The organism is Pseudophaeobacter sp. (assembly GCF_048267565.1).
GTDB lineage: Bacteria > Pseudomonadota > Alphaproteobacteria > Rhodobacterales > Rhodobacteraceae > Pseudophaeobacter > Pseudophaeobacter profundi.
Genome location: NZ_JBLWXG010000004.1, coordinates 314,380 through 333,353 on the forward strand (window position 1 = coordinate 314,380; position 18,974 = coordinate 333,353).

An 18,974-nucleotide genomic window follows, 5' to 3' on the forward strand; every position below is an offset into this window, starting at 1 on the left:
AGTGGCCTGTTGATTGGCCCTTGAGATGGCCCTGTAAAAGCATTTCCCTCTTTGTGCTCCAGACGATAGGATTGCCAGGGGCCGGGGCGAGGCCGGGCAAACAAGAGGCAGTGAAAATGCTGGCAGGCAAGCGCATTCTTCTGATCATCGGTGGCGGCATCGCGGCCTATAAATCGCTGGAGCTGATCCGCCGGTTGCAAGACCAGGGGGCCGCAGTCACCCCTGTGCTGACCCGCGCAGGCGAAGAGTTCGTGACGCCATTGTCGGTTTCGGCGTTGGCGGCAACTGCGGTGCACCGGGATCTGTTTGATCTGACCGCCGAGGCCGAGATGGGGCATATCCAGCTGTCGCGCAGCGCCGATCTGGTAGTGGTGTCCCCCGCCACTGCCGATTTGATGGCCAAGATGGCACAGGGGCTGGCCAATGATCTGGCCAGCACGCTGCTCTTGGCCACAGACACCCCGATCATGCTGGCACCTGCGATGAATGTCCGCATGTGGGACCATGCGGCCACCCAGCGCAATATCGCCACCCTGCGCGCAGATGGCGTGCAGTTGGTCGGCCCAAATGAGGGCGGCATGGCCTGCGGTGAATTTGGTCCGGGCCGGATGGCGGAACCGAACGAAATCATCGCGGCCATTACAGCGCATTTCCGCCAGGGGTTGCTGTCGGGGCGGCGTGTTCTGGTGACCTCTGGCCCCACGCATGAACCCATTGATCCGGTGCGCTATATCGCCAATCGTTCTTCCGGTGCACAGGGCACTGCGCTGGCCGCTGCCCTGCGCGATCAGGGCGCAGAGGTGGTGTTTGTCACTGGCCCGGCAGAGGTGCCTCCCCCCGACGGGGTTGAGGTGATACCAGTGCAAAGCGCGCTTGAGATGCAGGCGGCCGTACAGGCGGCCCTGCCGGTGGATGTGGGGGTTTTCGCAGCCGCCGTCGCCGATTGGCGGGTGTCCAGTGCCTCGGATCGCAAACTGAAGAAATCCAAGGACGGCTTGCCGGTGTTGGAGTTTGCCGAAAACCCGGACATCCTGAAATCTGTCGCGCAGATGGGTACCGGGCGGCCGCCGCTGGTGGTCGGCTTTGCGGCGGAAACCAATGATGTGGTGGACAATGCCACGGCCAAGCGCCTGCGCAAGGGCTGCGACTGGATTGTCGCCAATGATGTGTCCCCGGCTACGGGCATCATGGGGGGGGCGGAAAACGCAGTGATCCTGATTTCAGAACAGGGGGCTGAGGCCTGGCCACGGATGGGCAAGGCAGAGGTGGCACGCCAGCTTGCCGCCCGGATCGCAGCGCATATTGCAGCCACGACTGGGGACACGCAGTAACCCTGCCAGAGGCTGGCCCCTGTGAAACATCAGCGACAAAAACGAGGACGAGATGGTTGAAATCCGGGTGACCCACGAGGCTGGTGCAGATCGGGATCTGCCGCTGCCCGCCTATGAAACCGCTGGCGCGGCTGGGGCTGACCTGCGCGCCAACCTGCCGGATCGTGGTAGCCTGACGCTGGCCCCCGGCGCGCGGATGCTGGTGCCGACCGGGCTGCGGCTGTCTATTCCGCCGGGCTATGAGGTGCAGATCCGGCCACGTTCCGGCCTGGCGTTGAAACACGGGATCACCCTGCCCAACAGCCCCGGCACCATCGACAGCGATTACCGTGGCCCGCTGGGGGTGATTGTGATGAACGCAGGCGATGCAGATTTTGTCATCTCGCATGGCGACCGGATTGCACAGATGGTGGTAGCTCCCGTTGTGCAGGCCCGGATTTCGCTGGTTGACACCCTAGAGGAAACCGCGCGCGGTCAAGGGGGCTTTGGCTCTACGGGGCGGCGCTGATGCTGCGGATCCTGGCCCTTGCGGCGTTTATCTGGTGGGGCGGCGGTTATCTTGGCTGGAGCCGCGCCCTGCGTGGCAGCCTGTTGGCGATTCTGTTTGCCGCTGTTCTGGCCTTGCAGGTGACGCTGCCTGCTGAACATGCTTTGCGTCAGGCCACGGGTGGCTCTGCCGCGCTATGGCTGATGCTGGGTGGCTTTGGCCTCTTGGCGCTGGGCTATGGCTGGATTATTTCTGCCCTCAAAGCCCGTGCACAACCAAAAGGCAGCACCATGTCCGACCCCGCCCCCCTGTTTAGCGAAACAGAGCTGAACCGCTATGCCCGCCATATTGTGCTGCGAGAGCTGGGCGGGCCGGGACAGAAAAAACTGAAACAGGCCCGCGTCTTGGTGATTGGTGCTGGTGGTCTCGGGGCTCCGGCACTGCAATATCTGGCTGCGGCCGGGGTGGGGACCATTGGGGTGATTGATGACGATGTGGTGGAAAATGCCAACCTGCAACGCCAGGTGATCCACCGCGATGCGGATATTGGCCTGCCCAAGGTGTTTTCAGCCGAGGCCGCGATGAAGGCGCAAAACCCCTATGTCGAGGTGCGCCCCTTTCATCGTCGCCTGACCGAAGAGATCGCCGCAGAGCTGTTTGCCGATTTCGACCTGATCCTGGACGGCAGCGATAATTTTGAAACCCGCTATCTGGTCAACCGCACAGCGGTAAAGCTGGGCAAGCCGCTGATTTCCGCGGCCCTGTCGCAATGGGAAGGCCAGCTGAGCCTGTTTCACCCCAAAGGCGGCAGCCCCTGCTATCAGTGTATTTTCCCCGAAGCTCCGGCGGCCGGGCTGGCACCGTCCTGTTCCGAAGCCGGGGTGGTTGGCCCGCTGCCGGGGGTGCTGGGGGCAATGATGGCGATGGAGGCAATCAAGGCGATCACCGGCGCAGGCGCGGGCGTGAAAGGCGAAATGCTGATCTATGATGGGCTATACGGCGAAAGCCGCAAGATCCGCCTGTCGCGGCGGCAGGACTGTCCGATTTGCAGCGACGGTCGTTAACGTCAGAAAGCCCGCAGCAGTGAATGAAGCCTTTTTTATTACCGCGCTTTGCGGTGCCCTGTTTGGCGGCGAGTCCGAGACCGTGCATGACTTTACCTATCCCGATGGTGCCGCCTCGATCCGGATAGATTGCGAGAATGACAACCGGGTGGTTGAGTTCGGTCTGGACAAGCGCAGCAGCCTGGACAGCATCCAGCAGGCCCTGTTTGCCGCGGAGGTGACCGGCAAGGAGGCGGTGGTGGAGCTGATCGACACCGATGGGCGTATTGGCCGGTTTGAATGGCGCATCGCGCGCGCGGCGAATATTGCCGGGGTTCCGATCCGTATTCTGCCAGCCTCTCTGGTCGACAGCCCGAAGGTGGGCGGCTAGATTTACCGCGTTCATTTGCGTTCTCCTGGCTGGCTCACCTCATTTGATTTTGCATGTTGTGCAAAACCGGTGCTCACTTTTGCGCGCCATGCCTTGGCAGGCGCTTCGGACCCTGATTGCAGCCGTCCGAATTTGCCGCTAGCGTCGCGATCAAAGGAGATTTGACATGTCCAACCCGCTTTTGTCCCATTGGGACACGCCGTTTGAAATTGCCCCCTTCAGCCGCATTAGTGATGATGATTTTGCCCCGGCACTGGAGCAGGCGCTGGCTGCCCATAGCGCCTGGATCGATGCCATCGCCAACAACACCGCGCCGCCCAGCTTTGCCAATGTGGTCGAGGCACTGGAGACCCCGGTGCGCGAGCTGGAGCAGGTCTTGTCGGTGTTCTTCACCGTGGCGGGGGCAGATAGCAACGCAAAGCGCGAAGAGCTGCAGCGTGACTTTTCCCCCAAACTGGCGGCACATTTTTCCGCCATCACTGCCAATAAAACGCTTTATGCGCGGGTGAAATCTGTTTGGGATCAACGCGATAATCTGGGTCTGACCGACGAGCAGAGCCGGGTTTTGATGCTGACCCATCGCGGCTTTGTACGCGGTGGTGCCGCCTTGACCGGGGCGGATGACCAGCGGATGCAAGAGATCAAGGGCCGCCTGGCCACGCTCGGCACTGCCTTTACCCAGAACCTGCTGGCGGATGAGCGCGACTGGCATATGGAACTGAGCGAGGCGGACCTTGAGGGCTTGCCGGACTTCGTTGTGGACGCGACCCGGGCGGCAGGCGCAGAGATGGGCGCGCCAGGCCCGGTGGTGACGCTGTCGCGGTCGGTTATCACGCCGTTCCTGCAGTTTTCCCCCCGCCGCGATCTTCGGCAAAAGGCCTTTGCCGCCTGGTGCGCACGTGGGGCCAACGGAGGCGACAGCGACAACCGTGCCATCGCGGCCGAGATCCTGGCGCTGCGAGCCGAACGCGCTGCCCTGCTGGGCTATGACAGTTTTGCCGCCTACAAGTTGGAAACCGAGATGGCCAAAACCCCGGAGGCGGTGCGGGATCTGCTGATGCAGGTCTGGCAGCCGGCCAAGGCGCAGGCCGACAGTGATGCCAGGATCCTGACCGAGATGATGCATCAGGATGGGATTAACGGCGATCTGGAACCCTGGGACTGGCGCTACTACACTGAAAAGCGGCGCAAGGCCGAACATGATCTGGATGAGGCGGAACTGAAGCCCTACCTGCAGCTGGACCGGATGATCGAGGCCAGCTTTGCCTGTGCCAACCGTCTGTTCGGACTAGAGTTCAAACCGCTGGATGTGCCGCTGTACCACCCCGATTGCCGCGCCTGGGAGGTTACGCGCGCGGGCAAGCATCTGGCGGTCTTTATCGGCGATTACTTTGCCCGCGGCTCCAAGCGCTCGGGCGCCTGGTGTTCGGCAATGCGGGCCCAGGCGAAACTGCCGCAAGAGCAGAGCCCGGTTGTCATCAACGTCTGCAACTTTGCCAAAGGCGATCCGGCCCTGTTGTCCTGGGATGACGCGCGCACCCTGTTCCATGAATTTGGCCATGCGCTGCATCAGATGCTGTCTGATGTCAGCTACGAGAGCATCTCTGGCACCTCGGTTGCGCGTGATTTTGTCGAATTGCCAAGCCAGCTCTATGAACATTGGCTGGAGGTGCCCGAGGTCCTGAGCGAATTTGCCACCCATGCGGAGACCGGCGAAGCGATGCCGCCCGAATTGTTGCAAAAAGTGCTGGGGGCCGCGACCTTTGATATGGGCTTCCAGACGGTGGAATATGTGGCCTCGGCGCTGGTGGATCTGGAGTTTCATGAGGGGGCGCCGCCACAGGATGTGATGGAGAAACAGGCAGAGGTGCTGGCCGAAATCGGTATGCCCGCGGCCATCACCATGCGCCATGCGACACCGCAGTTTGCCCATGTGTTTTCCGGAGATGGCTATTCCTCGGGCTATTACAGCTACATGTGGTCCGAGGTGATGGATGCCGATGCCTTTGCCGCCTTTGAAGAGGCGGGAGGCGCCTTTGACCCCGAACGCGCCGCCGCATTGGAACGCCATATCCTGTCCAAGGGCGGATCCGTCGATGCGGCAGAGCTATACACCGCGTTTCGCGGCCGTCTGCCAGGGGTTGAGGCGCTGCTAAAGGGGCGCGGCCTGGCCGCTGTCGGGTGATGGTGCCGCTGGGCTGAGCAGAGAGGTGAGGTGGGCGGGGGCGCTGCCCCCGGTCTGCGACCTCCCCCGAGGTATTTTTCGTAAGATGAATATGGGGGAGGCGCCTGCCGTTGCAGGTGTTGGCAGCCTGGGCTGATCAGTAGCCGAGCTGGCGATCGACCTGGTTGAGAAAGGGCAGGCCGCTTTCGCCGCGCTGGATGTTTTTGGCAATCATCTGTGCCGCAGTCAGGGGGCGCGTTTCTGCCGCGATATGGGGCGTGACCGTGACCCGTGGGTGGGCCCAATAGGGGTGGGTTTGCGGCAGCGGTTCTTGGCGGAAGACATCAAGGGTGGCATGGGCAATCTGGCCGCTGTCGAGAGCGTCCAGCAGGGCGGCATCGTCGATCAGGGGGCCGCGGCCGGGGTTGATGATCCGCGCGCCTTTGGGCAGATGCGCCAGGGTTGTCGCATTCAGGGTGTTTTCTGTGGCGGCAGTGTCGGGCAGCAGCAAGATCACGATCTCGGCGGTTGCCAGGGCGCGTGTCAGCCCCTCGGCCCCGTGTTCGCAGTTAAGGCCTGCGAGCGTTTTTTGCGACCGTGACCAGCCGGTGACGGGAAAGCCGAGCCGCTGCAGCGCGGTGGCGCAAGCGGTTCCCAATGCGCCGAGCCCCAGCAGGGTGACCGCCCGTTCCTGTGCCAGGGGGGGCACAACCGGATCCCAGCGATCCTGGGTGGCGAGGCTGCGGTCGATGTCAAGGTGGTAGCGCAGCACATGACCGGTGACCCATTCCACCATGCCCGCTGTCAGACCGGGATCGACCATCCGGCACAGCGGCTGTGTCAGGCTGGTATTGCCCGTGATCTTTTCCACCCCGGCCCAGAGGTTGAGCACTGCCTTGCAGCGGGTGTAGGGGGTGAAATCCTGCAGGTCGGAGTTGGGGGCGTAGATCACATAGTCCACCTCTGCGGCGGGGTGATTCTGGCGCAGGTCGACCTGTAGTTGGGCGGCGGCGAAGGCGGTTTCGAGCGCAGGCCTATAGCTGTCCCAGCGTTCCGGGCGGGCGGCGAATTGAACCTTGATCATGTGGCAAATACCCCGGCCATGTCCTTGAAGCCTTTGATCTCGATCGGGTTGCCGGCGGGGTCGTGAAAGAACATGGTGCTTTGTTCACCCGGTTCATTGGCAAAGCGTGTGGTTGGGGGCAGGGTGAAATCCAGCCCCGCCTGCACCAGGTGATCGGCCAGGGCCTGCCAGTCCTGCTGAGGCAGGATCACCCCCAGATGCGGCATCGGCACCATGTGTTCCCCGACCTTTCCGGTCTTGGCGGTGGCAAAGGCCGTGCCGAGGTGCAGTGAGATCTGGTGGCCAAAGAAGTTGTAATCGACCCAGGTGTCGGTGCTGCGCCCCTCGGTGCAGCCCAACAGGCCGCCATAAAAGGCGCGGGCCTTGTCCAGGTCATCCACATGATAGGCGAGGTGAAAGATGCTCATGCTCTGTGCTCCAATCGCGGTGTTCCTTGATATCGGGGGATGTCAGGGAAAGCCGCAGCTTGTGTTCTGTGTTCTGGCATGGGTGTCTCATGGATGCAGGGTTTGACACAAGCATCATGCCTGGTTGCAGATATTTGCCTTGTCCGCTGTTGGCTGGGGGCAGGCCTAGCGGGGGCGGTGTACATTGGCGCTTTGGACCAGACCAAAGGCGGCCAGCAGCACCAGCATCGCCGAGCCCCCGTAAGAAACCAGCGGCAGTGGCACGCCCACGACGGGGGCCAGGCCCATGACCATCGACATATTGACGGCAAAGAACAGGAAAAAGGTGATGGCCACACCCAGGGAGACCAGCGATGAAAACCGATCCTTGGCCGCCAGCGCGGTGGCGACGCAAAAGACGATGATCAGCATGTAGAGGCTGAGCAGGGTGAGGCCGCCAATAAAGCCAAACTCTTCGGCGAGGGTGGTGAAAATGAAATCCGTGTGCTTTTCCGGCAGAAAGTTCAGCCGTGACTGGGTGCCTTGCATATAGCCGCGTCCCGACCAGCCGCCCGAGCCCAGGGCGATCTTGGATTGGGTGATATGATAGCCTGCGCCCAGCGGGTCTTGTGACGGGTCGAGGAAGGTGTCGATGCGGCGATACTGGTAGTCCTTGAGCAGTTGCCAGTCGGTGCCGCGGCTTTGGAATACGGCGCTCACCAGCCCTACGGCGGCACCAATGACGGCGGCAAAATAGGCCCAGTGGACCCCCGCCAGAAACATCACCCCGCCGCCGGCGGCCATCAACAGGATCGAGGTGCCCAGATCCGGTTGGCGCAGCACCAGAAGGGTGGGGAATAGGATCATCAGCAGTGGCAGCAACACCCAGATCAGCCGCGAACTGCGCTCTGGCGGCAGCCAGTCGTAATAGGCGGCCAGCAGCATGACCGAGGTGATCTTCATCAGCTCTGAGGGCTGCAGCCGCATAAAGCCAATGTCTATCCAGCGCTGTGCCCCCATGCCGACGGTGCCAAAGAATTCAACCGCCAGGAGCAGCGCAACAGAGATCAGATAAGCCACCACCGAGATATTGCGCCAGAACCAGATCGGCACCATGCCCACCACCAGCATCACCCCCATGCCCAGCAGGAAGCGTTTGAACTGTGGTTCGGCCCAGGGCGAAAAGGACCCGCCCGCGACCGAGTAGAGCATCAGGAACCCAACCCCGGCCACCGAGGCCAGCAACAGGGTCAGCGGCCAGTTCAGATAGAGGATCTTGCGAAACCCCGAGGGGGTCGCCTTGGCGTTATACTCAAGGTAGCTCATGCCCGGTCACTGTCTTGGGGGGTGTCGCGTTCGATGCGTTCGCGCTCCAGCCGCTCTTGTTGGGCCTTGATGCGGCTGCGATCGCCTTTGGGATAGGCGGAAAGGGGCGGGGTGCCATCGTAAAGCGCCTGCAACATCACATCGCGGGCAATGGGGGCCGCAGCGGTAGAGCCACCACCGCCATGTTCAACGATCACCGAGATGGCGTATTTGGGTTTGTCGAAGGGGGCAAAGCAGACGTAGAGCGCATGATCGCGCCGCTCCCATGGCAGATCCTTGTTGCGGATTACCCCGGCGGCGCGTTCGGCGGCGGTGATATTGCGGACCTGGCTGGTGCCGCTCTTGCCGCCCATCCGCATGCCTTCGGCAATGATACGCGAGCGATAGCCGGTGCCGCGCCTGTCGTTGCTGACCGAATACATGCCGCGTCGCACCATGCGCAGATTGTTTTCATTCAGCCCCATAGAGGTGCCTGCCCCCGAGGGCTGTTCTACCCCGTCGATGGATTTCACCAGGCGTGGGGTCACACTGCGCCCGGTGGCCAGGCGGGCGGTCATCACTGCCAGCTGCATGGGCGAAGCCAGCATGAATCCCTGACCGATAGAGACATTGACGGTATCCCCGACCAGCCAGTCCTGGCCGCGTACCCTCGCCTTCCAGTCCCGATCAGGGGCCAGCCCGCTCGCCACCGCCGACATCGGCAGGTCGTGGCGCACGCCCAGCCCCATCCGGTTGGCCATGGCTGAAATCTTGTCGATGCCCACCTTGATTGCCAGATCGTAGTAATAGACATCGCAGGACTGCTTGAGCGAGGTATTGAGATCGACATGGCCATGTCCGGCCCGTTTCCAGCAGTGAAAGCGCCGCCCCGAAACCTCTAGATAGCCGGGGCACCAGACGGTATCTTCCGGCCCGATCAGCCCCTCTTCGAGTGCTGCCAGCGAGACAACCATTTTGAAGGTCGATCCGGGGGGATAGGTGCCCTGCACGGTCTTGTTGGCGAGGGGGCGGTAGGGATCCTCTGTGAGCAGGCTGTAGTCCGCCACCGAAATGCCGCGAACAAACAGGTTGGGGTCGAAACTGGGGGCAGATGCAATGGCGCGCAGGTCACCCGTGTCACAGTCTACCACCACCACGGCGGCGCTCTCGCCGCCCAGCCGGGCCTGGGCGTAGTTCTGCAATCCCGCATCTACCGCCAGCTGCATATCGGCACCGGCCTGGCCTTCCTTGCGGTCCAGTTCCCGCATGACGCGGCCAGTTGCGTTTACTTCGACCCGTTTGGCTCCGGCGGTGCCGCGCAGCACATCTTCGCGCTTGGCCTCAAAGCCGACCTTGCCGATCTGAAAGCGCGGAATGCGCAGCACCGGGTCCGGTGACTCCAGTTTGCTAAGATCATAATCGGACACGGGACCCACATAGCCCACCACATGGGCAAAATCGCTTTGTTGCGGATAGATGCGCGTCAGGCCGACCTCTGGGGTGATGCCGGGCAGGGCCGGGGCGTTCACCGCCACCTTTGAGATATCTTCCCAGGTCAGCTGGTCCGCCAGGGTGATCGGCAAAAAGGGCGGCGAGCGGCGCATCTCTGTGCGGGCACGTTCGATGTCTTCGGCGGGCAGATGGATCAGCTTTGACAGCCTGGCGATCACCGCCTCCACATCATCGGCATCTTCTGGGACGATGATGATCCGATAGGAGGGGGAGTTATGGGCCAGGGTCTTGCCATTGCGATCAAAAACTTCGCCACGGGCGGGGGCCAACAGGCGGATGTTGATGCGGTTCTCTTCGGCCAGCAGGCGGAACTGATCTGCCTGATCGACCTGCAGATAGCGCATGCGCGCAGCCAGCCCCCCGGCAAAGCCCAGTTGCAGCCCGCCCAAAAGCAGCGCGCGGCGGCTCAGCTTGCGATGGGCACCTTCCAGATCCTTTGGTGTGCGTTTCATTTGCGGGCTCCCAGAATTTCGGCCTCGGTGGCCGAGAGTTTGCGCACGCCAAGAAGCCCCTGGCTGAACAGCACCACCAGCGGGTAGGTCACAATGGTCGCTATGGTTTCGATGACCGACAGGCCCAGGGGCGCCTGCGGCACCGCAAAGAGTGAAAGGGTGACACGGTTCAAGAGGGTGATAACCGTCAGGACCATCGCCACCGAGAGCCACTCGGCGGCAAAGGTTGCTTCGTTCTGGTTCTGACCACGCGTGCGCAGGAATTCACAGCCTAGAACCACCAAAAGTGTCAGCAGGCCAGGCGGGCGGTGAAACAGGAAATCCGCCAATAACAACACCGGGACCAGCAGTAAGATCGGCACATAATCCGGGCGGCGCAGCGACCAGGCCATGGCCAGGGCGGTCAGCAGATCCGGCGGTGCCCAATTGCGCGCCAGCGTATCCAGCGGCAGCAGGTGGAAAAAGATCACCAGAAATGCCAGCCCGGCAAAGCTGAACCGCATGAACAGAATTCTGGCGGGTGTGACCTCAGCCATTCTCAGCCCCCGTTGCGGTGTCGGCGTCTGTCTGGGCGTCGGGTGCAGTGGTGGCGGGGTCCAGATCTCCGGGGCGGGATTTCGGGGTGGTGGCACCGGGGGCGGGAACGATCAACCCGCCGGGATCACCAATCACCTGGGTGCCATGATGGCGCAGCACCCGCAGGTATTCAAGCCGTTCATAATCGGCGGACAACCGCACCCGCATGCGGCCGCTGCGGTCCTCGGTGGCCTGCCCCACCAGCAGTCCGGCCGGAAAAACTCCGCCATCGCCCGAGGTCACAATCCGGTCGCCCGGGCGCACCAGATCGGCGTTCTCCAGAAAGGTCAGCAGTGGCGCGGCGCCGTTGTCGCCGGTCACCAGCGCAGTCTGCCCCGAGGGCTGGATGGTCACTGGCACGGCGCTGGCCGCATCGGTCAGCAGGATCACCCGCGCGGTGTTGCGCCCGGTACCGGAAATCCGCCCAACCAGACCAATGCCATCCATGGTGGCCCAGCCATCCTGGATGCCATCGCGGGCACCGACATTTAGGATGACAGACTGACGAAACGGCGAGCCGCTGTCGGCCATGACCACGCCGGTGATAAAGGTGAGCTTGGGGTCAAGCCGCACATTGTTGAGATCCAGCAGGCGGGCATTTTCCTGCTCCAGCTGCAGCGCCGCCTCTTTCCAGGCGCGCATCTGACGCAGCTCCGAACGTAGCTCGCGGTTTTGCTCTGCCAGACGTCGATAGCTTTGAAAATCGCGAAACAGATTGACGGTGCCGGTGACCGGTACCATGGCCCAATCCATATTGGGCACGACCGTGTCAATCAGCTGGGCGCGAAAGCGTTCCACCCTTGGGCTGTCGATGCGCCAGACCAGAAACAGGGCCGTCAGACAGAGGCAGACAACCACGACGAACAGACGGCGCAGCGGCGTTGCATAGTCTTCACGCTGGGAGCGATCTTTGGCCAAGGGGCTCCTTTCTGGGTGCTGCCCCCGCCCGCCCTGCGATCAGGTTGGTCGAGCGGGGCCGTGCTACCGGATCAGCTGTCGTAGTCGATGGCGTGGCGCAGCTGCTTTTCGTATTCCAGCGCTTTGCCAGTGCCAAGGGCCACACAGTTCAGACATTCATCCGCAATAGAAACGGCCAGACCGGTCTGCTCGCGCAGGGCAAGATCCAGATCGCCCAGCAGCGCGCCGCCGCCGGTCAGCATGACGCCCCGGTCGACAATATCGGCGGCCAGATCGGGCGGGGTGGTTTCCAGCGCGGTCATCACTGCTTCGCAGATCTGCTGCACCGGTTCTGCCAGGGCTTCGGCCACCTGGGCCTGGCTGATCTCGATTTCTTTTGGCACCCCGTTCAACAGGTCACGACCACGGATCTGCATCGACTGGCCGCGGCCATCATCGGGCATCCGGGCAGTGCCGATAGAGGTCTTGATGCGTTCGGCTGTGGCCTCGCCGATCAGCAGGTTCTGCTGGCGGCGTAGATAGGCGATGATTGATTCATCCATCCGGTCGCCGCCCACCCGAACCGAGCGCGCATAGACGATGTCGCCCAGTGACAGAACCGCGACTTCGGTGGTGCCGCCGCCGATGTCGACAACCATGTTGCCGGTGGGATCGGTGATGGGCATGCCCGCCCCGATCGCTGCGGCGATGGGTTCGGCAATCAGCCCGGCCCGGCGCGCCCCGGCAGACATAACCGATTGACGGATCGCGCGTTTTTCAACCGGAGTTGCGCCATGCGGCACACAGACGATGATCTTTGGCTTGGAAAAGGTTGAGCGTTTGTGCACCTTGCGGATGAAATGTTTTATCATTTCTTCTGCGGTGTCAAAGTCAGCAATGACCCCTTCGCGCATCGGGCGGATCGCCTGGATGCTGCCGGGGGTTCGCCCCAACATCAGCTTGGCATCTTCGCCCACAGCCAGGACTTTCTTCACCCCATCCTTGATGTGGTAGGCCACCACGGAAGGTTCCGACAGGATCACGCCACGGCCCTTGACGTAGACCAGCGTATTTGCGGTGCCAAGGTCGATGGCCATGTCCGAGGTGAACAAACCGCCAAGATTTCCGAAAAACGCCATATAAAATGTGATCCTATTGACTGTAGCGAGGGGCGACTCCAACGGGGTCGCAGACCATGGTCTTATACCAGCGCAGCCCTGTCGGGAAAGGGCGTTTTATGCCCAACTAGCGCCTTTTCGCTTGCGCCGCATAAAGGAGGGGCTTTTGCCTTGCACTTTGCCCGCTTGCAGGCAGGACGCCAAGGGGGCGCTGCGTTGATTGGCGGCGCAGGCCTGTGCCATCGGATCAAGCACCGAATTGTCCTATCGGGCAGGTCTTTGTGGTTTCGCCATCGGCAAATCCGCGCTACAGGCTGTTGCATGCTATCCTATCAACATATCTATCATGCCGGTAACCTGGCCGATGTGCAAAAACATGCACTTTTGGCGGTGATCCTGTCCTATCTGACCCAGAAGGACAAACCGATCAGCTATATTGAAACCCATGCCGGGCGTGGGCTTTATCATCTGGATGCTCCCGAGGCGGTGAAAACTGGCGAAGCGGCGGCGGGGATTGATCGCATTCTGGGCGATGGGCTCTTGCCGTCAGAACATCCCCTGCGGCAGGCGCTGGTGGCCTGCCAGGCGGCGCATGGCGACACCGCCTATCCGGGGTCACCGCTGATTGCGGCCAATCTGCTGCGCCCCCAGGACAGCCTGCATCTGGCCGAACTGCACCCAGGGGAACATGCGGCCCTGCGTCAGGCAATGCCGCGTGGGCGGGCCAAGGTCCATCTGCAGGACGGGTTTGAACTGGCCCAGTCGCTGGCACCGCCAACGCCCCGGCGCGGGCTTTTGCTGATGGATCCAAGCTATGAGATCAAAAGCGACTACAGCCGCATTCCGGGGTTCATCTCGACCCTGCACCGGAAATGGAATGTTGGCATTCTGGCGCTGTGGTATCCCATTCTGAAAGACGGCACCCATACATCCATGCTGCGGGCGCTGGAACACCAGAACCTGCCGGGCGCGCTGCGCCACGAGGTCCGCTTCCCGCCCGCGCGCGCGGGGCACCGGATGATTGGCTCCGGCATGTTTGTGGTCAACACGCCCTTTGGGACCAAGGCCGAATGTGATCGGCTGGATCAGATCTTCAACCGTTTGAAATAAGCGCTCTACCGGCCGCTACAGGGCGGCGTCGCGGGCTTCCCACTCTTTGATCCAGTCCCAGCCCCCAAGCGCCTTGATCAGCGGTTTGAGCTGACTTTCAAACCGCTTCCATTTGGCCAGACCCGATCGGTTGACGTCTTCACGAACCTGGAGGATCGAGGCTGTAATGACCATTCTGTCAGAACTCTGCGGGGATAGGCAGGCAGGATCCCATGCCAGTCCGAGTTGATCAAGGATTCTCCGCATTTGTGGTTCTGTATGTTCGACGAGCTTGCGGTAAGATTGCAAGTGTAACCTGTCGCCCAGTTTGGGAACATAGTCATCCAGCGAGTCATAGCTGGCGCGGATGTAGTGACCGATCCAGTCCAGTTTTTTGGAATAGGCGTGACCGGACATAAAATTGGTGGTGTACAGCGACAGACCCACATCCAGTGGATGGCGCATCATAAAGACAAAGCGGGCTTCTGGCAGGATCATCCGAGCAAAGCCCATATCCAGCAGGTTCTTGGGCATCTTGTCGAGGATGACACCTGGCGCGCCAACATGGCCCGGCTTTGGGTGATGCGCTAGATAGGCATTGCGCCCCATCTGGGCAATGTCGGCATCAGCCTGATGACACCAGGCCCAGCCTTCGACGTTGTTCAAAGCAGTGGCTTCTGCGCTTTCGGGACCATTGTTGGTGTCAGGGATTGTGCCGGGCGCGGCCTGTAGAGGTAGCGCCGTGTTTACAGTTTTTAGTGCGTGTCCCAAGGCCGGGCTTTCACCGATACTGTCCACCGCGCTGTGCGCTAGCAGCATCGTTTCAAGCAGTGTAGTGCCTGACCGGGGCAGGCCGACGACAAAGACAGGCTGCGAGGTTGTCTTGTCAGCCTTCACCTCAGGTAGACGTGCGGGGTCAAAGCTGCGGCATTGCTGAGCCACTGACGCGGATATCACGGCCGGGGCATAGACGCCTGGAGTTGCGGCTTTTGCGGCTGAAAAATAATCAAATGCCGTGTCGGTAGAGTTGGCATCAGAGAAAATTCTGCCCAGCGTATGTGCGGCATCCGCCATTTCTGCGGGCGGCACTTTGCCGGCGTTAAAGAGATCGCGCAATCGATGTGCCCGTGCGCTGTCGGCTGGAAAGGGGGCTGCGGTGTAAAGGGCGCTCAGGACGCGCGCCGAATTGGGGTCAAAGCTGAGCAGCTGTTCAAACGCTTCGGCGGCGCTTGTTTTGTCGCCGTTTTGCAAACAGCGAACGCCCAGTTTGCCCCAGGCGGGTATGTCATCCGGCCAGGTTGCGACCATCGCTTGCAACACTGCGATGCCACGATCCGGGCGGTTCAATCCGAAATAGCAGTCGGCAACGATATCCAGCAGCGCACAGTCTGCTTGCCCTGAGGCGACAACAGGCTGAAGCGCTCGGAGCACCTCTTCAAACTTCTGATGCTGCATAAGGGGCTTGATATCGACGACAGGTGCGTCTTTGGATCGCGTTGAAAAATCGACGTTGTGGGACATGTGAAAGACCAATTTTTCCTCAATCAATGCAATGATTTTAGGAAAAAAGTCTTTCTGATTGGCTAATATGTCTGTTCGATTTCAGGCTAATTATAACCGTCCGTAGACCTAGCTACCTCACCCGCGTCAGCTTTGGTTCAAAGGCTGAAATGACGAGTGAGGTAAATTTTTGGCGACTATCAGGTCACATCTTTATACGAAATTTCACGCGTGTCGGCGCCTTCGCCAACCCGGTCGCGGCGCACAATTACGCGATTCAGCGCGTTGATATAGGCCTTGGCCGAGGCCACAACCGTATCGGTATCGGCGCTTTCACCGATGGCGATGATGCCATCTTCTTCCAGGCGTACAGAAACAGTTGCCTGGGCGTCGGTGCCTTCGGTCACCGCATTCACCTGATAAAGCTGCAGGCGCGCGGTGTTGGGGTAAAGCTTGCGGATCGCCTTGAAGGTGGCATCCACTGGCCCGTCGCCTTCTTCCACGGCGGTCTGATCCTTACCGTCGATCTCCATCTCGACGGTGGCCTCTGCTGGGCCGCCAGAGCCGCAGACCACCTTCATGGAGACCAGTTGCAAGTGGTCGTTTTCGGCGTCTTCGCCCGACCGCATCAGGGCCAGAATGTCGTCGTCAAAGACTTCTTTCTTGCGATCTGCCAGTTCCTTGAAGCGCACAAACAGGTCTTTCAACTGGTTGTCACCAACCTCGAACCCAAGGTTGGTCAGCTTATCGCGCAGCGCTGCGCGGCCCGAATGTTTGCCCAGCGGCAGCGAAGTCCCGGCAAGGCCGACATCTTCGGGGCGCATGATTTCAAAGGTTTCTTTGTTCTTCAGCATGCCATCCTGATGGATGCCGCTTTCATGGGCAAAGGCGTTCTTGCCGACGATGGCCTTGTTGAACTGGACCGAAAAACCCGAAACCGTGGCGACGCGCCGCGAGATATGCATGATCTTCTTGGTGTCGATGCCGGTTTTCCAGGGCATCAGATCGTTGCGCACCTTCAAGGCCATGACGACCTCTTCCAGGGCAGTGTTGCCGGCCCGTTCGCCAAGACCGTTGATGGTGCATTCAATCTGGCGCGCACCGCCTGCCACGGCGGCAAGCGAGTTGGCCGTGGCCAGGCCAAGGTCGTTGTGGCAATGGGTGGCAAAGATCACCTCATCGGCGCCGGGCACGGTTTCGATCAGGCGCTTGATCAGATCGGCGCTTTCGACCGGGGCGGTATAGCCGACAGTATCGGGGATGTTGATGGTGGTGGCGCCGGCCTTGATGGCGATTTCGATCACCCGGCACAGATAATCCCACTCGGTGCGGGTGGCATCCATCGGCGACCACTGCACGTCATCAACCAGATTGCGGGCATGGGTGACGGTTTCGTGAATACGATCGGCCATCTCATCCATGGTGAGGTTGGGAATGGCCCGGTGCAGCGCCGAGGTGCCGATAAAGGTATGGATGCGCGGCTTGGCGGCCTGGCGCACGGCTTCGGCGCAGCGGTCGATATCTTTGAGATTGGCCCGTGCCAAACCGCAGATCACCGCATTCTTGGACCGCTCTGCGATCTCGCTCACCGCTTTGAAATCGCCTTCGGATGCAATGGGGAAGCCGGCTTCGATAATGTCGACGCCCATGTCATCCAGCAGCTCGGCAATTTCCAGCTTTTCATCATGGGTCATGGTGGCGCCGGGGCTTTGTTCGCCGTCGCGCAGGGTGGTGTCGAAGATCAAAACGCGATCTTTATCAATGATATTGGTCATTTGGAGTGCTTTCTAGTTCTGTCCTGAGATCCGTTATGTGGATGTCCATCTGGGGCGCGTATAAGCCGGTCTCCTCTGAGCGGACGCGCCGAATGGCACGCTCAGAGGCGGACTAGGAGCAGTAGTAGGCCACGCAGAGACGCGCCGCGTGGGGCGGCGTCGATCACTAGGGTATCTGCGTAAACTGTCATGACTGCGATTTATACAGAGCTGCCGACGAATGAAAAGAGGGAAATCAGACAGCCGGGGGAACAAAGTGATAAATCCGGATCGGCCACAGGGGGCAGGGGGCGGGGCGTTAGTTGCCCGTACCCTCTGCCTCTGTCCCTGCCTCCGTCCCTGTCTCTGTTGGCTCTGTCTCGGTGGTGCCTGCCGCGGCATCGCTCTCTGGGGGGGCGGCAGTGGTTGCATCCGATTGCGCCGCGTCATCGGCTGTGGGAGGTGCGCCATTGTTCCAGGTGCCGCTGACTGTCTGACCGCTGGTGTAGGTCATGGTGCCGGGGCCCTGCCGCTTGCCGTTGACAAAGCTGCCGACATAGATGTCGCCATTGGCATATGTTGCAGTACCTTCGCCGGTGATCTTTCCTTCGGTCCAGTCGCCATCATAGCTAAACCCGCTGGGCATTTCGATCCTGCCCTTGCCGTGGCGCTGGCTATTGACAAAACTGCCCGTGTAGACCGAGCCATCGGCATAGGTCACCCGTGCTTCACCGTGGCGCTGACCATCCATCCAGCCGCCGTCATAGCGATAGCCACTGGCATCGGTCATCACCCCCTGGCCATGGTTGCGCGCGTTCTTGAAATTGCCGGTATAGGTGACCCCATTGGGGTAGGTGGCAGTGCCTGTGCCTTCGATCACCCCGGCGATCCAGTCTCCTTCATAGGTAGAGCCATCGGGATAGGTGATCTTGCCGGTGCCATCCGAAAGATCATCCTTGAACTGACCTTCGTAGACCGATCCGTCGGGATAGGTGACGCGGCCTTCGCCTTCGATCTGCCCGGCCAGCCAGTCGCCTGTGTATGTGTAGCCATCGGTTTTGGTAAAGGTGCCGGTGCCGTGGCGCAGATCGTCCTCGAACATGCCTTCATAGACATCGCCATTGGCATGGGTCTGGGTGCCCATTCCCTGGCGGCGGCCCTGGTCCAGTGGCCCGGTGTAAACATCGCCATTGGGCTGCGTCAGGGTGCCGTTACCATGCATCTGGTTTTCGACCCAGTCGCCAGTATAGTGCAGCCCATCCGGCATTGTCAGGGTGCCGACCCCGTGCAGCTGCCCATCAGAGATTTCACCCTCATAAGTGGCGCCGTCGGGATAGGTGATGATGGCGCGGCCTTCTTTGCGGCCTTCGACCCAGTCGCCATTGTATTCATAGCCGCCGGGATTTTGCATCACGCCCTTGCCGTGGTGTTCCCCCTGGACAAAGCTGCCCTCATAGCGGACCCCGTTGGAATAGACCGCAACACCCTGGCCATTGATCACGCCCGCCAGCCATTCGCCTTCATAGGTGCCGCCATCGGCCATGGTGATCTTGCCCAGGCCTTCGGGTTTTCCCTTGACGAAATCGCCTTCATAGACAGATCCATTGGGAAAACGCGCCACGCCCCGGCCTAGGATTTCTCCGTCCACCCAGTCGCCAGAGTATTCATAGCCATTTGGCAGCCGGTAGGTGCCTTTGCCATGTTGCAACCCGCCGCGAAAAGTACCCTCGTAAAGGCCGCCGATTTCATCCTCGTTGGTGATGATTTTGCTGTCCTGTGCCACTGCGGGCATGGCCAGGGTCAAAAGAAAGAGTGTCGCAAGCGTTCTGCTGAAACCGGTCATGAAAACCTCTGTCTGCCGCGTGCCGATATTATCGGCCGTGGA

Annotated in this window: 16 protein-coding genes; 6 read left to right on the top strand and 10 right to left on the bottom strand. The window is 61.0% G+C overall.

Features of this window, described 5'->3' with window-relative positions:
- Nucleotides 1–116 precede the first annotated feature (116 nt).
- The 5 genes from coaBC (at nucleotide 117) to ACN0VH_RS12325 (ending at nucleotide 5,437) form a co-directional block, all read left to right on the top strand.
- On the top strand, nucleotides 117–1,331 hold the full coding sequence (gene coaBC, locus ACN0VH_RS12305; protein ID WP_417700743.1) for a bifunctional phosphopantothenoylcysteine decarboxylase/phosphopantothenate--cysteine ligase CoaBC: 1,215 nt from the start codon (nucleotides 117–119) through the stop codon (nucleotides 1,329–1,331).
- Between the two features lie 52 nt (nucleotides 1,332–1,383).
- Nucleotides 1,384–1,839 carry a dUTP diphosphatase gene (gene dut / locus ACN0VH_RS12310; RefSeq protein WP_278923601.1) on the top strand — a complete coding sequence of 152 codons (456 nt, stop codon included), beginning with the start codon at nucleotides 1,384–1,386 and terminating at the stop codon, nucleotides 1,837–1,839.
- Nucleotides 1,839–2,882 (top strand): HesA/MoeB/ThiF family protein, encoded by a 1,044-nt coding sequence (locus tag ACN0VH_RS12315; RefSeq protein WP_278923600.1) that lies wholly within the window; start codon nucleotides 1,839–1,841, stop codon nucleotides 2,880–2,882. Before dut ends, ACN0VH_RS12315 begins: the two co-directional genes overlap by 1 nt.
- A 19-nt stretch (nucleotides 2,883–2,901) precedes the next feature.
- On the top strand, nucleotides 2,902–3,252 hold the full coding sequence (locus ACN0VH_RS12320; RefSeq protein ID WP_417700744.1) for a hypothetical protein: 351 nt from the start codon (nucleotides 2,902–2,904) through the stop codon (nucleotides 3,250–3,252).
- Nucleotides 3,253–3,418: 166 nt separating this feature from the next.
- Nucleotides 3,419–5,437, top strand: coding sequence for a M3 family metallopeptidase (locus ACN0VH_RS12325; RefSeq protein WP_417700745.1), 2,019 nt, complete (start codon nucleotides 3,419–3,421; stop codon nucleotides 5,435–5,437).
- 136 nt (nucleotides 5,438–5,573) lie between these two features.
- Here ACN0VH_RS12325 and ACN0VH_RS12330 read toward each other — a convergent pair whose 3' ends face one another.
- From ACN0VH_RS12330 to ACN0VH_RS12360, 7 genes are all read right to left on the bottom strand, one after another.
- On the bottom strand, nucleotides 5,574–6,500 hold the full coding sequence (locus ACN0VH_RS12330) for a 2-hydroxyacid dehydrogenase (RefSeq protein WP_278923597.1): 927 nt from the start codon (nucleotides 6,498–6,500) through the stop codon (nucleotides 5,574–5,576).
- Complete coding sequence (locus tag ACN0VH_RS12335) at nucleotides 6,497–6,907, bottom strand: VOC family protein (protein ID WP_278923596.1); 411 nt, start codon at nucleotides 6,905–6,907, stop codon at nucleotides 6,497–6,499. The genes ACN0VH_RS12330 and ACN0VH_RS12335 overlap by 4 nt, the downstream gene beginning before the upstream one ends.
- Nucleotides 6,908–7,072: 165 nt before the next feature.
- Nucleotides 7,073–8,212, bottom strand: coding sequence for a rod shape-determining protein RodA (gene rodA / locus ACN0VH_RS12340; protein WP_278923595.1), 1,140 nt, complete (start codon nucleotides 8,210–8,212; stop codon nucleotides 7,073–7,075).
- Nucleotides 8,209–10,155 (bottom strand): penicillin-binding protein 2, encoded by a 1,947-nt coding sequence (gene mrdA, locus ACN0VH_RS12345; protein WP_278923594.1) that lies wholly within the window; start codon nucleotides 10,153–10,155, stop codon nucleotides 8,209–8,211. Before mrdA ends, rodA begins: the two co-directional genes overlap by 4 nt.
- On the bottom strand, nucleotides 10,152–10,691 hold the full coding sequence (locus ACN0VH_RS12350) for a rod shape-determining protein MreD (protein WP_278923593.1): 540 nt from the start codon (nucleotides 10,689–10,691) through the stop codon (nucleotides 10,152–10,154). Before ACN0VH_RS12350 ends, mrdA begins: the two co-directional genes overlap by 4 nt.
- Complete coding sequence (mreC, locus tag ACN0VH_RS12355) at nucleotides 10,684–11,649, bottom strand: rod shape-determining protein MreC (RefSeq protein ID WP_417700746.1); 966 nt, start codon at nucleotides 11,647–11,649, stop codon at nucleotides 10,684–10,686. The genes ACN0VH_RS12350 and mreC overlap by 8 nt, the downstream gene beginning before the upstream one ends.
- Before the next feature lie 71 nt (nucleotides 11,650–11,720).
- Nucleotides 11,721–12,767, bottom strand: a complete 1,047-nt coding sequence (locus ACN0VH_RS12360; protein WP_278923591.1) for a rod shape-determining protein — start codon at nucleotides 12,765–12,767, stop codon at nucleotides 11,721–11,723.
- A gap of 300 nt (nucleotides 12,768–13,067) precedes the next feature.
- On the opposite strand from ACN0VH_RS12360, the gene ACN0VH_RS12365 reads away from it, so the two are divergent.
- Nucleotides 13,068–13,856, top strand: a complete 789-nt coding sequence (locus tag ACN0VH_RS12365) for a 23S rRNA (adenine(2030)-N(6))-methyltransferase RlmJ (RefSeq protein ID WP_417700747.1) — start codon at nucleotides 13,068–13,070, stop codon at nucleotides 13,854–13,856.
- Nucleotides 13,857–13,871: 15 nt separating this feature from the next.
- Here the strand turns inward: ACN0VH_RS12365 and ACN0VH_RS12370 are convergent, their stop codons facing one another.
- From ACN0VH_RS12370 to ACN0VH_RS12380, 3 genes are all read right to left on the bottom strand, one after another.
- Entirely contained in the window at nucleotides 13,872–15,356 is a 1,485-nt protein-coding gene (locus ACN0VH_RS12370; RefSeq protein ID WP_417700748.1) for a tetratricopeptide repeat-containing sulfotransferase family protein, read from the bottom strand.
- 179 nt (nucleotides 15,357–15,535) lie between these two features.
- Entirely contained in the window at nucleotides 15,536–17,110 is a 1,575-nt protein-coding gene (locus tag ACN0VH_RS12375; protein ID WP_417700749.1) for a 2-isopropylmalate synthase, read from the bottom strand.
- Nucleotides 17,111–17,408: 298 nt separating this feature from the next.
- Nucleotides 17,409–18,932: an MORN repeat-containing protein gene (locus tag ACN0VH_RS12380; RefSeq protein ID WP_417700750.1), complete on the bottom strand. Its 1,524-nt coding sequence runs from the start codon at nucleotides 18,930–18,932 to the stop codon at nucleotides 17,409–17,411.
- Between the last annotated feature and the right edge of the window lie 42 nt (nucleotides 18,933–18,974).

Excerpts from the sequence above, each read along its gene's own strand:
- coaBC (WP_417700743.1), top strand. The coding sequence starts at position 117 with ATGCTGGCAGGCAAGCGCATTCTTCTGATCATCGGTGGCGGCATCGCG.
- dut (WP_278923601.1), top strand. The coding sequence starts at position 1,384 with ATGGTTGAAATCCGGGTGACCCACGAGGCTGGTGCAGATCGGGATCTG.
- ACN0VH_RS12315 (WP_278923600.1), top strand. The coding sequence starts at position 1,839 with ATGCTGCGGATCCTGGCCCTTGCGGCGTTTATCTGGTGGGGCGGCGGT.
- ACN0VH_RS12325 (WP_417700745.1), top strand. The coding sequence starts at position 3,419 with ATGTCCAACCCGCTTTTGTCCCATTGGGACACGCCGTTTGAAATTGCC.
- ACN0VH_RS12330 (WP_278923597.1), bottom strand. The coding sequence starts at position 6,500 with ATGATCAAGGTTCAATTCGCCGCCCGCCCGGAACGCTGGGACAGCTAT.
- ACN0VH_RS12335 (WP_278923596.1), bottom strand. The coding sequence starts at position 6,907 with ATGAGCATCTTTCACCTCGCCTATCATGTGGATGACCTGGACAAGGCC.
- rodA (WP_278923595.1), bottom strand. The coding sequence starts at position 8,212 with ATGAGCTACCTTGAGTATAACGCCAAGGCGACCCCCTCGGGGTTTCGC.
- mrdA (WP_278923594.1), bottom strand. The coding sequence starts at position 10,155 with ATGAAACGCACACCAAAGGATCTGGAAGGTGCCCATCGCAAGCTGAGC.
- ACN0VH_RS12350 (WP_278923593.1), bottom strand. The coding sequence starts at position 10,691 with ATGGCTGAGGTCACACCCGCCAGAATTCTGTTCATGCGGTTCAGCTTT.
- ACN0VH_RS12360 (WP_278923591.1), bottom strand. The coding sequence starts at position 12,767 with ATGGCGTTTTTCGGAAATCTTGGCGGTTTGTTCACCTCGGACATGGCC.
- ACN0VH_RS12365 (WP_417700747.1), top strand. The coding sequence starts at position 13,068 with ATGCTATCCTATCAACATATCTATCATGCCGGTAACCTGGCCGATGTG.
- ACN0VH_RS12370 (WP_417700748.1), bottom strand. The coding sequence starts at position 15,356 with ATGTCCCACAACGTCGATTTTTCAACGCGATCCAAAGACGCACCTGTC.
- ACN0VH_RS12375 (WP_417700749.1), bottom strand. The coding sequence starts at position 17,110 with ATGACCAATATCATTGATAAAGATCGCGTTTTGATCTTCGACACCACC.
- ACN0VH_RS12380 (WP_417700750.1), bottom strand. The coding sequence starts at position 18,932 with ATGACCGGTTTCAGCAGAACGCTTGCGACACTCTTTCTTTTGACCCTG.